Source organism: Pseudomonas sp. LB3P93 (assembly GCF_054898025.1).
In genome coordinates, this window is record NZ_CM142713.1 from 6,594,129 (window position 1) to 6,606,746 (window position 12,618).

Below are 12,618 nucleotides of genomic sequence, written 5' to 3' on the forward strand. Positions count from 1 at the left end.
AAGCCTTTGAAAGAAGGGCATCAAGCGTTCTGGCGATGGAGCTTTTCCAGTTTCTTCTTGATTCGGTCGCGTTTGAGGTTGGACAGGTAGTCGACGAACAATTTGCCGTTGAGGTGGTCGCATTCGTGCTGGATGCACACGGCGAGCAGGCCTTCGGCGATCAGTTCGTAAGGTTTGCCGTCGCGGTCCAGGGCCTTGACCTTGACCTTCTGCGGGCGGTCGACGTTTTCGTAGAAGCCCGGCACCGAGAGGCAGCCTTCCTGGTATTGCTCCATCTCGTCGGTCAGGGATTCAAACTCCGGGTTGATGAACACCCGTGGTTCGCTGCGGTCTTCGGAGAGGTCCATCACGACGATACGTTTGTGCACGTTGACCTGGGTCGCGGCGAGGCCGATGCCTGGCGCTTCATACATTGTTTCAAACATGTCATCGACCAACTGACGCACTTCGTCGTCCACTACGGCCACAGGTTTGGCGATAGTGCGCAGGCGCGAGTCGGGGAATTCGAGGATGTCTAAAATGGCCATAAGCTTAATTGCTGCACGTGTGAGGTAAAGTCGGGCGATGGCCTGGCGGGTCCGAAGATGCCGGCTACCGTTGTGAAGCGTAGCTCCCTTTTCTTTTCAGAAACGAGGAGCGAGCCACGAGGGCTCTGGCGTTTCACGCGAACGCACATAATAAAGGGATTCACCGCATGAGGAAATCACTACTCGCCTTGCTCCTTCTGGCCTCGGCCGGTTTGGCGCACGGGCAAGTGCAACTCAAGGAAGGTTTTCCACAGCAATACACAGTGGTGGCGGGCGACACACTTTGGGACATTTCGGGAAAATACCTCCGGGAGCCGTGGAAATGGCCTGAGCTGTGGCAAGCCAATCCACAGATCGAAAACCCCAATCTCATCTACCCCGGCGACTCGTTGTCGCTGGTCTACGTCAACGGTCAGCCGCGCCTGACCCTCAATCGCGGGGCTTCGCGCGGCACCATCAAGCTCTCGCCACGGGTGCGCAGCAACCCGGTGGCCGATGCGATCCCGAGCATTCCGCTGAAATCGATCAACAGCTTTCTGCTGAGCAACCGCATCGTCGACAAGGTCGAGGACTTCGACAAGGCGCCCTACATCGTTGCTGGCGATGCCGAACGCGTGCTCAGCGGCACCGGTGACCGCATCTTCGCCCGTGGCCATTTCGATCCGAACCAGCCGGTTTACGGCATCTTCCGTCAGGGTAAGATTTACACCGATCCCGACAGCAAAGAGTTTTTGGGGATCAATGCCGATGACATCGGCGGTGGCGAGATTGTGGCCACCGAAGGCGACGTCGCCACGTTGGCGCTGCAACGTACGACTCAAGAAGTGCGTCTTGGTGACCGTTTGTTCAGCGGTGAAGAGCGATCCATCAACTCGACCTTCATGCCCAGTGCGCCAAAAACCCAGGTCAATGGCTTGATCATCGATGTGCCGCGCGGGGTCACCCAGATCGGCGCGCTGGATGTCGTCACCCTGAACAAGGGCCAGCGTGATGGCCTGGCTGAAGGCAACGTGCTGGTGGTGATGAAAACCGGTGAAACCGTGCGTGACCGGATCACTGGCCAACCGCTGAAAATTCCCGATGAGCGTGCCGGTTTGCTGATGGTTTTCCGCACTTACGACAAGCTCAGCTACGGGTTGGTACTCCACGCTTCGCGCTCGCTGGCCGTCATGGACAAGGTGCGAAACCCTTAGCCTGCTCCACAAGTTACCAACAGAGTTATCCACAGCTTATTCCCGTTTGAACGGGGCTCATAACGATCAAGGATGATCCATGTCGCTGTCTGCTGTCACACCGGTTTCCCCTGCGGAACTGGAAGCTCGTCTACGTCTGCATCGGTTGCCGGAACTCGGGCCGGCGCGTTTCAAGAAATTGCTCGAAGCCTTCGGCTCGGCGTCAAAAGCCATCAGTGCACCGGCCAGTGCCTGGCGTTCGCTGGGCTTGCCACTGGCGTGCGCCGAGGCCCGACGCGCCAACGAGGTGCGTGATGGCGCGAGCCACGCATTGGCCTGGCTAGAGCGTCCGGGCCAGCATTTACTGATGTGGGACCAGCCTGAGTACCCGGCGCTGCTGGCGGAAATCAGTGATGCGCCGCCGCTGTTATTTGTGGCAGGCGATCCGGGCATTCTGGAAAAACCGCAATTGGCTATGGTTGGCAGTCGTCGCGCCTCGCGGCCGGGCATGGACACCGCAGCTGCGTTTTCGCGCAGTCTGGCCAGCGCCGGTTTCGTCATCACCAGCGGTCTGGCGCTGGGCATCGATGCCGCCGCGCATCAAGCCGCGCTGGACGTCGGCGGGCGAACGGTCGGGGTACTTGGCACGGGACTTGAAAAGTTTTATCCACAGCGCAATCGGCGGCTGGCCGATGCCATGATCGCGTCGGGCAGTGCGGTGCTTTCCGAGTTCCCGCTGGACGCCGGTCCCAGCGCCGGCAACTTCCCTCGGCGCAACCGGATCATCAGCGGTTTATCCCTCGGTGTGTTGGTGGTCGAGGCGAGTGTCGCCAGCGGTTCATTGATCACCGCGAGACTGGCGGCGGAACAAGGGCGCGAGGTCTACGCGATTCCAGGGTCAATCCATCACCCTGGGGCCAAGGGGTGTCATCAATTGATCCGCGACGGCGCAATGCTGGTTGAAACCATCGAGCATATCCTCGAAGCCTTGCGCGGCTGGCAACGGCTGCCGTTATCCACAGAGACGCTGCAAGCACCCACTCATCCACTGCTCATGTTGCTTCACGCCGCGCCCCATACCAGTGAAGCGTTGTCGGTCAGCAGTGGCTGGACCTTGTCCAAAGTGCTGGCAGCGCTGACGGAACTGGAAATGGATGGCCTGGCGGTGTGCGAAAACGGGCGCTGGTTTGCGCGGGTGAGCTAGGTTTTATAAGGAAGATCGGTAAACTGCGCAGAGCCTTATTCCGGAGAGTTTTTCATGGTCAACAATTGGCGTGTGCAACAAGCCGCACAAGCCGTTCGCTCAGGGGCGGTGATTGCCTATCCAACCGAAGCGGTCTGGGGCCTGGGTTGTGATCCTTGGGACGAAAGCGCGGTTTCTCGTCTGCTGATGATCAAGGGCCGGTCTATGGAAAAGGGCCTGATTCTGGTGGCCGACAATATTCGTCAGTTCGACTTCCTGTTCGAAGACTTTCCCGAACTGTGGATGGACCGCATGGCCAGCACTTGGCCGGGGCCGAACACCTGGCTGGTGCCGCATCAGAATTTGTTGCCCCTGTGGATTACCGGTAAGCATGAAACGGTGGCGCTGCGCGTGAGCGACCACCCGCAGGTGCGGGATTTGTGTGCGATGGTGGGGCCGTTGGTGTCGACCTCGGCTAACCCTCAAGGGCGACCGGCGGCGCGGACGCGGATTCGCGTCGAGCAGTATTTCCGAGGGCAGGTGGATTTTATCCTTGGCGGTAACCTTGGCGGGCGCAAAAATCCGAGTGTGATTCGCGATCTCGCGACCGGGAACGTCATTCGCCCGGACTAAGAGCGAGTCATCGTTCATCGCGGGCAAGCCCGCTCCCACAGGATTTCGGTCGTTTACATATTTTGTGACCGACCCGGTACCTGTGGGAGCGGGCTTGCCCGCGAAGAGGCCCTTACAAACACTATAAATTTAAGGCAGCAGAACAGTCGAACCCGTCGTACGACGCGCCGACAACTCGGTCTGCGCCTTCGCCGCTTCAGCCAACGAATACTTCTGGCTGATATCGACCGTAAGCTTGCCGCTGATGATCATCTCAAACAGCTCATCCGCCATGCGCTGCAGGTTTTCTGCATTGTTCGCGTAAGTCGCGAGCGTCGGCCGGGTCACGTACAACGATCCCTTCGCCGACAAAATCCCCAGGTTCACCCCGTCCACTGCGCCGGAAGCATTACCGAAGCTCACCACCAGACCCCGTGGTGCCGCGCTATCGAGCGACGTCAGCCAGGTGTCCTTGCCAACGCCGTCGTACACCACCGGGACTTTTTTGCCGTCAGTCAGTTCCAGTACGCGTTGTGCGACGTTTTCGTGGCTGTAGTCGATGGTCGCCCAGGCACCGTTGGCTTTGGCCAGTGCGGCTTTCTCCGGTGAGCTGACCGTGCCGATCAACTTCACACCCAAGGCCTTGGCCCATTGGCAGGCCAGGGAGCCGACACCACCGGCAGCGGCGTGGAACAGGATGGTTTCGCCGCCCTTGAGTTCATAGGTCTGGCGCAGCAGATATTGCACGGTCAGGCCTTTGAGCATCACACCGGCGGCCTGTTCGAAGCTGATGGCATCCGGTAGATGAACCAGGTTGGCCTCCGGCAAAACGTGAACGTCGCTGTAGGCGCCCAACGGACCACTGCCGTAAGCCACGCGATCGCCGATCTTGAAGCGGGTCACTTGGCTGCCCACGGCCTCGACCACGCCCGCACCTTCCGAACCCACCCCCGATGGCAGCGCGGGCGGTGGATAGAGACCGCTGCGGTAGTAGGTGTCGATGAAGTTGAGTCCGATGGCCTTGTTGGTCACGCGAACCTGCTGCGGGCCGGGCTCGGCGGGTTGATAGTCGACATACTCAAGTACTTCGGGGCCGCCATGGGCGCGGAACTGGATACGCTTTGCCATCAGAACTCTCCTTAGGTCATTTGCGAAGCTCCCTATCGGACTCCTAAGCTTGATCTTCGTCAACTGTGGCGGGGCAAGGTGCAGTGTTATCCTACGCAGCAATTTGCCGCCGGCCGTCAAACGCCGCGCAGCTTTGCCCGATTCAAGGTGATGACATGACGACCCGCACCGAGGCCGTAAAAGCCTATCTGCTCGACCTGCAAGACCGTATTTGCGCTGCCCTGGAAGCTGAAGACGGTGGCACGCAATTCGTCGAAGACGCCTGGACCCGGCCTGCCGGCGGTGGCGGTCGCACGCGAGTGATCGAAAACGGCTCAGTGATCGAAAAGGGCGGCGTCAACTTTTCCCACGTCTTTGGCAGCGGTCTCCCACCGTCCGCCAGCGCCCACCGCCCCGAATTGGCCGGCCGTGGCTTCGAAGCCCTGGGCGTGTCGCTGGTGATCCACCCGCACAACCCGCAGGTGCCGACTTCCCACGCCAATGTGCGCTTTTTCATCGCTGAAAAAGAAGGCGAAGAACCGGTCTGGTGGTTCGGTGGCGGTTTCGACCTCACCCCTTACTACGGCAATGAAGAAGACTGCGTGCACTGGCACCGCGTCGCCGAGCAGGCCTGCGCGCCGTTCGGCCCGGACGTCTATCCGCGCTACAAGGCCTGGTGCGACAGCTACTTCCACATCAAGCATCGCCACGAACCGCGAGGTATCGGCGGTCTGTTTTTCGATGACTTGAACGAGTGGGACTTCGACACCAGTTTCGCTTTCATGCGTGCCATTGGTGACGCCTACATCGACGCGTACCTGCCGATCGTGCAGCGCCGCAAGAACGATGCGTTCACCGCCAAGCAGCGCGAATTCCAGGAGTTCCGCCGTGGCCGTTACGTCGAGTTCAACCTGGTTTACGACCGCGGCACGTTGTTCGGTCTGCAATCGGGCGGGCGTACCGAGTCGATCCTCATGTCCCTGCCACCGCAAGTCCGCTGGGGCTACGACTGGAAGGCCGAGCCGGGCAGCGAAGAAGCCCGCCTGACCGAATACTTCCTGCAAGACCGCGATTGGTTGGCCAAGGCCTGAACGAGGAGTTCTGATGGACCGTTACGTCGTATTCGGCAACCCGATTGGCCACAGTAAATCGCCGCTGATCCATCGCTTGTTCGCCGAGCAGACCGCTCAGCAACTGGACTACAGCACCTCGTTGGCGCCACTCGACGACTTTTCCGACTTCGCCCGGGCGTTTTTCCTCGAAGGTCGCGGGGCGAATGTGACGGTGCCGTTCAAGGAAGAGGCCTATCGCCTGGCCGACAGTCTGACGGCACGGGCGCAACGGGCCGGCGCGGTCAACACCCTGAGCAAACTCGCCGATGGCAGTTTGCTGGGTGACAACACCGACGGCGCCGGGTTGGTGCGGGACCTGACGGTCAACGCCGGTTTCAGCCTCAAGGGCAAGCGCATCCTGCTGCTGGGTGCCGGCGGCGCGGTGCGGGGTGCGCTGGAACCGTTGTTGGCCGAGCAACCGGCGTCGGTGATCATCGCCAACCGTACGGTGGATAAAGCCGAGTTGCTGGCGGAATTGTTCGCGGACCTGGGGCCAGTGTCGGCCAGCGGTTTCGACTGGCTGCGGGAATCGGTGGACCTGATCATCAACGCAACGTCTGCGAGTTTGTCAGGTGATGTGCCGCCGATTGCCAGCAGCCTGATCGAGCCGGGCAAGACGGTTTGCTACGACATGATGTACGGCAAGGAACCGACCTCGTTCTGCCGCTGGGCCAGTGAACACGGCGCGGTGGTGTCGATGGACGGCCTGGGGATGCTCGCTGAACAAGCGGCAGAAGCGTTCTTCCTGTGGCGCGGTGTGCGCCCGGATACGGCGCCGGTGCTGACAGAACTCCGCCGCCAGCTGGCGCTCTAGGCTTTTGTGGCGAGGGAGCTTGCTCCCGCTCGGGTGCGAAGCGCCCGCAGATTTTCAGGGCTGCTTCGCAACCCAGCGGGAGCAAGCTCCCTCGCCACAGGTTATGTATTCGCCATCACTGTGGTTTTTCAATCCTCGAAGCGGATCGGGCATTTCTCAGCACCTTCAAGCTTGCGCAATTCCTCCACCACCTGCGGCCGTGCGCGGCGCAAGGTCAGGCTGCGATCCTGTTTGAGCAATCGCCGCGCTTCCTGATGCAGCATTTCCACACCTGAATAGTCGATAAAGTTGATCTGCTGCGCCTCGATCACCACGCGTGTGCCGTGCATCCGTTGCAGGCGCACTTGCAGGTAATGGCTGGCGCCGAAAAAGATCGAGCCGCCGACTCGCAGAATGTCTTCATCGCCTTCGCGCCAATGTTGAACCCGCGGTTGCGAAGTGCGCTTGAGGTAGAAAAACAGCGAAGCCAGCACCCCGGCATAGATTGCTGTCTGCAACTCAAGCAACAGCGTGGCGACACAGGTCAGCGCCATGACCAGAAACTCGGCGCGGCTGACCCGCAACAGCGCACGAATGCCCCGATGGTCCACCAAGCCCCAAGCGATCAACAGAATGCTGCCGGCCATGGCCGGGATCGGAATGTGCGCGATCAACGCCGCGCCGAAGATCGCAAACAACGCCACCCACAAAGCCGAAAAGACGCCGGCCATCGGCGAGCAGGCACCCGCTTCGTAGCTCAGGCCCGAACGAGTGAAAGAACCGGCTGACAGCGAGCCGGAGAAAAACGCCCCGACCATGTTCGAAAAACCCTGGGCGCGGACTTCCTGATTCGCGTCGAGCAATTGCTGTGAGCGAGCCGACAGGGAGCGGGCAATCGACAGACTCGTCACCAGCCCGAGCATCCCCACCGCCACGGCGCTGGGCAGCAGGCGCAGGATAAGGTCAAGGTCCAGCGGCAGCGGACTGAAGGGCGGCAGTCGCCCGACAAACGCGCTGACCAGCTTCACATGGCCGAACATCGACGGCCACAACCACACCAGCAGTCCGCTCAGCACCAAAGTGATCAAGAGCGTCGGCCAACGCGGCAGCAGTAATTTAAGGATCACGCCCACTACGACGGTTGCCAGCCCCAGAGCCAGCGAAGGTTTATCCACAAAACCGAGGTGTTTGAACACCATCAAAAAGCTGTCCAGTGCGGTGGACTGATTGGGCAGGTCCAGCCCCAGCAGGTTCGGCAGTTGTCCGATGGCAATCACCACCGCCGCGCCGAGGGTGAAGCCCAGCACCACCGAGTGAGACACGAAATTCACCAGGGCGCCAAAGCGCAGCAAACCGAGCAACCACTGGAAAATCCCGGCGAGCAGTGTCAGAAGCAGGATCAGGGTGACGTAGTCCTCTGACGCGGGTACAGCCAGAGGACTGACGCTGGCGTACAGGACGATGGAAATCGCTGCCGTAGGACCGCAGATCAGGTGCCACGACGAACCCCAGAGACAAGCGATCAGCACCGGGATGATCGCGGCGTACAGGCCGTATTCCGGCGGGAGACCGGCGATCAGGGCGTAGGCAATGGATTGCGGCAGCGCAAGAATGGCGCCGCTGAGGCCAACGATCAGGTCACGACCGACGCTGGCACGGGTTTGCCGGGGCAACCAGGAAAGGAAGGGGAAGAGTGAATGGCGGCTGGGGAAGGCCATGGGTCCTCTCGGTTGGGAATTTTGCGCAAGGGTATCAGGACCCTACGCTGATCGTTCCCACGCTCTGCGTGGGAATGCCGCCATGGGCGCTCCGCGTCCGCTTCAAGATGTGACGCGGAGCGTCACGGGATGCATTCCCACGCAGAGCGTGGGAACGATCGGCGGTGGGGATTAAAGCTTGGCTTTCACCGCCGACAACGCATCCTTCCCATCCACGGTCTTCACGCCATCCAGCCATTTATCCAGCACGGCAGGATTCGCCTTGATCCACGCCTTTGCCGCATCGGCATTGCTGACTTTGTTGTTCACCACCTCGGCCATGATGCTGTTCTCCATCTCCTGGGTGAAACTCAGGTTGGTGAGCAGCTTGCCGACGTTCGGACAGGCCTGTGCATAACCTTTGCGGGTGAGTGTATGAACGCTGCCGGTATCGCCGAAGTACTTCTCGCCGCCCTTCAGGTAATGCATTTTCAACTGCACGTTCATCGGGTGCGGCGTCCAGCCGAGGAAGGTCACGAACTTCTGTTTTTTCACCGCGCGGGACACTTCCGCCAGCATTGCCTGCTCGCTGGATTCGACCAGTTTCCACTGACCCATGTCGAAGTCATTCTTCTTGATGATCTCTTGCAGCGAGATGTTCGCCGGGGCGCCCGAGCCGATGCCGTAGATCTTCTTGTCGAACTTGTCGGCGTACTTGTTCAGGTCGGCAAAGTTATGCACACCCGCGTCCCACACATAATCCGGGACGGCCAGCGTGAACTCGGTGCCGTCGAGGTTCTTCGCCAGTTGAGTGACATCGCCCGTGGCGACGAACTTGTCGTAGAAGCCCTGCTGCGCCGGCATCCAGTTACCCAGGAACACGTCGACCTGGCCATCCTTCAACCCGCCAAAGGTGATCGGCACCGCGAGGGTATCGACCTTGGCCTTGTAGCCCATGCCGTCCAGCAGAAACCCGGTAATGGCGTTGGTCGCGGCGATGTCGCTCCAGCCCGGATCGGCCATTTTCACCGTGTCGCAGCTTTGATCGGCAAACGCCGATGCACTGCCCAGAGCCAGGAGCCCGACCGTCAGTACTGTGGATAACTTTTGCATGGACTTCCCCTTAACATTATTGGTTTTGGCAGGGTTGTGGATAACGTGCTTTTCGCTCCAGATCGTCGAGGTCGATGTGGTTGCGCATGTACTGCTGACTGGCGTCCACCAGTGGCTGGTGATCCCAGCTCTTCAGCTTGCCGAGGGTCAGTGCATCGGCGACAAAACGCCGACGGCGCTGACTGGCGAGCACCTGTTGGTGAATTGCCGGAATGTCCCATTTGGCCCGCGCTTCAGCCAGAAAATCATCGAACAACGGCCGATGTTGCAGCGATTGGCTGAGTTCTTCCTGTTCGCGCGGATCATTGTGTACATCGAAGAGTAGGCAAGGGTCGTCTTCGCTGTAGATGAATTTGTAGGCGCCGCGGCGGATCATCATCAAAGGACTGATGGTGCCTTCGGCCATGTATTCACCGAAGACTTCGTCGTGACCGCCCTGCCCTTGCAGGTGCGAGAGCAGCGAGCGACCATCCAGCGGCAAACCTGGCTCCAGTGAACCACCGGCCAGTTCCACGAAGGTGGGCAGCAGGTCGGCAGTGGAAACGGCGGCGCTGACTCGGCCGGCCCCGAATTGTCCCGGTGCACTTATCAACAGGGGCACGCGGGCAGCCATTTCGAACCAGTGCATTTTGTACCAGAGCCCGCGCTCGCCAAGCATGTCGCCGTGGTCGCCGGAGAAGACAATGATGGTGTCGTCGATCAGCCCGGTTTCCTCGAGTGTTTGCAGGAGTTTGCCGACGTTGCTGTCGATATAGCTGCACGCACCGAAATACGCGCGGCGAGCGTCGCGAATCTTATCCACAGGCAGCGGCTTGTCCCACAGGTCATACACCTTGAGCAAACGCTGGGAGTGCGGATCAAGTTCGGTTTGCGCCGGGGTCTCGGGCAAAGGGATGTCCGCGTCGTCGTACATGTCCCAAAAAGCCTTGGGAATCGTGTACGGATCGTGTGGATGAGTCATCGATACGGTCAGGCAGAACGGCTGTTCACCGTCCTCGCGGATGTGATCGAACAGGTATTGCTGGGCCTTGAACACCACCTCTTCATCGAAATCCAGCTGATTGGTACGCACACACGGCCCGGCTTGCAGCACCGAAGACATGTTGTGGAACCAGGTCGGACGCACGTCCGGCTCATCCCAGTTCACAGACCAGCCGTAATCGGCCGGGTAGATGTCACTGGTCAGGCGTTCTTCATAGCCGTGGAGCTGATCCGGACCACAGAAATGCATCTTGCCCGACAACGCGGTGCGGTAGCCGAGTCGACGCAGGTAGTGGGCATACGTTGGTACATCGGCGGGGAAATCGGCCGCGTTGTCGTAGGCGCCGATCTTGCTCGGCAACTGACCGCTGACCAGGGTGAAACGTGACGGCGCGCACAGTGGGCTGTTGCAATAAGCGGCGTCGAACACCACGCCTTCGGCGGCGAGGCGGCTCAGATTAGGCAATTTGATCGGCGAAGGACCGTAGAACGGCAACATTGGCGCGGCCATCTGATCGGCCATGATGAAAAGAATATTCTTGCGCTTCATGTGATCGCGGCATTCCATAGTGAATATTTATGCGAGAGTGCTGCGATCGAGCATGGAGTCCATGCACTTTGTGGTAAAGCCCATGCACGGCAATGACTAGGATAAGCACAGCTTATGTATGACGCCCTTGGTGATTTGTCTCTGGATCTGCTCCGCGCCTTTGAAGCGGCGGCCCGTCAGCGCAGCTTCACCGCCGCTGCGGTCGAGCTCGGCACCACGCAGCCGGCGATCAGCCAGCAGATCAAGCGGCTGGAAGAACAACTTGCTACGCGCCTGTTTGATCGCATCTATCGCGGCATCGAGCTGACGGAGGCTGGAACCATACTTTTCGAGCAGGTTCAGCTCGGATTACAGAATATCGACGCAGGATTGAGCGCGATCACCGCACAGCAGCAACATGAGGTGTTGCAGGTCGCAACCGACTTCGCCTTCGCTGCGTATTGGCTGATGCCACGTTTGCACCGTTTTCACGCGGCCAATCCTCAAGTGGACGTGAGCCTTGTCACCAGCGAACGCAGCCACAACATGTTGCGCACGGATATTGATGTGGCGGTGCTGTTCGGTGATGGCCGGTTTAAACAGGGCGAAAGCCATTGGCTGTTCAGCGAAGAAGTGTTTCCGGTGTGCAGCCCACTGTTATTGAAAGACCGTCCCCTGCCCTTGCCGGCCCAGGCATTGCTGGAATTCCCGCTGCTACATCTGCGGGGTGAAAACAGCAGTAACTGGTTCGACTGGAGCGGCGTATTTCGCGAGTTGGGGATTACGTCGGCGCCGGCCCCCGGGCAATTGCGGTTCGACAATTACACGTTGCTGATTCAAGCGGCGATCGGCGGCCAAGGCGTGGCGATAGGCTGGCGGCACCTTGTGGATAACTTGCTGGCGCAAGGTCTGTTGTGTCGACCGATTGCGGATACGGTGATCTCCAGGCTCGGCTATTACGTGGTCCTGCCCCAGCGAAAGCGGCGTGGGGCGCTGATTCAACAGTTTGTGGACTGGTTGATGGCAGAGCAGGCCAGCAGCGCCCAATCGCTTAAAGGCATGCCCCTGCCGTCTATCGCGGTGTAGGGTCGGTCGCAACGAAGTTCACGTGCTCGCGAACGTGAAGATTGCGCTGCAGCTCATCGGCAATCCCCACCGCTACGCGGTTCAGCCGTTCAAGCGGTTCAGTCAGACCCGGTTCAAGGCTGCTGCTGATGTGGCTGAAATGTTCGATCGTCAGCCCCGGCACGCCGCGAGGTGCATTCACCAGGGTCCAGTGCAAGGCGCTGCTTTGCAGCGCATCAAGGATTTCCTCGGCGGCATGCCGTTGAAGGGGATTCAGTGCTTCAGCCTCCGTTTCGTCGAGTTCGGCGAAATCCCCCACCAGGAACAGTCGGGCAATGCCCGCCGCCTGCATGCCCTCGATCAGGGCGTCCACGGCCAACACCTGTTCGACCGGGCCTGGCACGATGGTTTTTTCCACGTACTCGCTGTTGAAGGGCAATCCCGGTGCGTCCAGCAGGCAAATAACCGCCGAACTGCCCGCCACGCTTTGCTTGACGCGTTCAGGTTCAAACAGATCGCCGGTCTTGGTGCGCAAACCCGGGCGCGGTGGGAGCGCCGTCAGGTCGTCCAGAATCGCGATCACTTCATGTTGGCGCCGCAGCATTTCAGCCATCAGCGCACTGCCCAGGCTACTCATGGCACCATAAAGCACCACTTTCACCACCGGGGTTTCGGCATTTTTCATGGCTGGGATTCCTTGTTTTACGACGTATATGTCGTGTGACCT

Annotated in this window: 12 protein-coding genes; 6 read left to right on the plus strand and 6 right to left on the minus strand. The window is 59.9% G+C overall.

Translation table 11 applies throughout. The features are described from left to right. Nucleotides 1-20 precede the first annotated feature (20 nt). Nucleotides 21-527 carry a peptide deformylase gene (def, locus tag ACYZT8_RS30175; RefSeq protein ID WP_109627010.1) on the minus strand — a complete coding sequence of 169 codons (507 nt, stop codon included), beginning with the start codon at nt 525-527 and terminating at the stop codon, nt 21-23. A gap of 167 nt (nt 528-694) precedes the next feature. Between def and ACYZT8_RS30180 the strand changes: the two genes are divergently transcribed. From ACYZT8_RS30180 to ACYZT8_RS30190, 3 genes are all read left to right on the plus strand, one after another. After that, nucleotides 695-1,720, plus strand: a complete 1,026-nt coding sequence (locus ACYZT8_RS30180) for a LysM peptidoglycan-binding domain-containing protein (protein WP_461978144.1) — start codon at nt 695-697, stop codon at nt 1,718-1,720. A 79-nt stretch (nt 1,721-1,799) separates the two neighbouring features. Next, nucleotides 1,800-2,903 (plus strand): DNA-processing protein DprA, encoded by a 1,104-nt coding sequence (dprA, locus tag ACYZT8_RS30185; RefSeq protein ID WP_461978146.1) that lies wholly within the window; start codon nt 1,800-1,802, stop codon nt 2,901-2,903. Nucleotides 2,904-2,957: 54 nt separating this feature from the next. Then, a complete protein-coding gene (locus ACYZT8_RS30190; protein WP_461956434.1) occupies nt 2,958-3,515 on the plus strand; it encodes an L-threonylcarbamoyladenylate synthase in 558 nt (185 codons plus the stop codon). Nucleotides 3,516-3,644: 129 nt separating this feature from the next. Here the strand turns inward: ACYZT8_RS30190 and ACYZT8_RS30195 are convergent, their stop codons facing one another. Continuing rightward, nucleotides 3,645-4,622, minus strand: coding sequence for an NADPH:quinone reductase (locus tag ACYZT8_RS30195; protein WP_461978148.1), 978 nt, complete (start codon nt 4,620-4,622; stop codon nt 3,645-3,647). 155 nt (nt 4,623-4,777) lie between these two features. On the opposite strand from ACYZT8_RS30195, the gene hemF reads away from it, so the two are divergent. After that, a complete protein-coding gene (hemF, locus tag ACYZT8_RS30200) occupies nt 4,778-5,692 on the plus strand; it encodes an oxygen-dependent coproporphyrinogen oxidase (RefSeq protein WP_461978150.1) in 915 nt (304 codons plus the stop codon). Between the two features lie 13 nt (nt 5,693-5,705). Then, nucleotides 5,706-6,527, plus strand: a complete 822-nt coding sequence (gene aroE, locus ACYZT8_RS30205; protein ID WP_461978152.1) for a shikimate dehydrogenase — start codon at nt 5,706-5,708, stop codon at nt 6,525-6,527. Nucleotides 6,528-6,655: 128 nt separating this feature from the next. On the opposite strand, the gene ACYZT8_RS30210 is transcribed toward aroE, so the two are convergent. From ACYZT8_RS30210 to betC, 3 genes are all read right to left on the minus strand, one after another. Continuing rightward, nucleotides 6,656-8,224 carry a SulP family inorganic anion transporter gene (locus tag ACYZT8_RS30210; RefSeq protein WP_461978154.1) on the minus strand — a complete coding sequence of 523 codons (1,569 nt, stop codon included), beginning with the start codon at nt 8,222-8,224 and terminating at the stop codon, nt 6,656-6,658. 171 nt (nt 8,225-8,395) lie between these two features. After that, nucleotides 8,396-9,316 (minus strand): choline ABC transporter substrate-binding protein, encoded by a 921-nt coding sequence (gene choX / locus ACYZT8_RS30215; protein ID WP_461978156.1) that lies wholly within the window; start codon nt 9,314-9,316, stop codon nt 8,396-8,398. Nucleotides 9,317-9,332: 16 nt separating this feature from the next. Further along, nucleotides 9,333-10,847 carry a choline-sulfatase gene (betC, locus tag ACYZT8_RS30220; RefSeq protein ID WP_461978158.1) on the minus strand — a complete coding sequence of 505 codons (1,515 nt, stop codon included), beginning with the start codon at nt 10,845-10,847 and terminating at the stop codon, nt 9,333-9,335. 114 nt (nt 10,848-10,961) lie between these two features. Between betC and ACYZT8_RS30225 the strand changes: the two genes are divergently transcribed. Then, entirely contained in the window at nt 10,962-11,912 is a 951-nt protein-coding gene (locus ACYZT8_RS30225; RefSeq protein WP_461978160.1) for a choline sulfate utilization transcriptional regulator, read from the plus strand. Here ACYZT8_RS30225 and ACYZT8_RS30230 read toward each other — a convergent pair. Then, nucleotides 11,899-12,576 carry an NAD(P)-dependent oxidoreductase gene (locus ACYZT8_RS30230; protein WP_461978162.1) on the minus strand — a complete coding sequence of 226 codons (678 nt, stop codon included), beginning with the start codon at nt 12,574-12,576 and terminating at the stop codon, nt 11,899-11,901. The genes ACYZT8_RS30225 and ACYZT8_RS30230 overlap by 14 nt on opposite strands. Between the last annotated feature and the right edge of the window lie 42 nt (nt 12,577-12,618).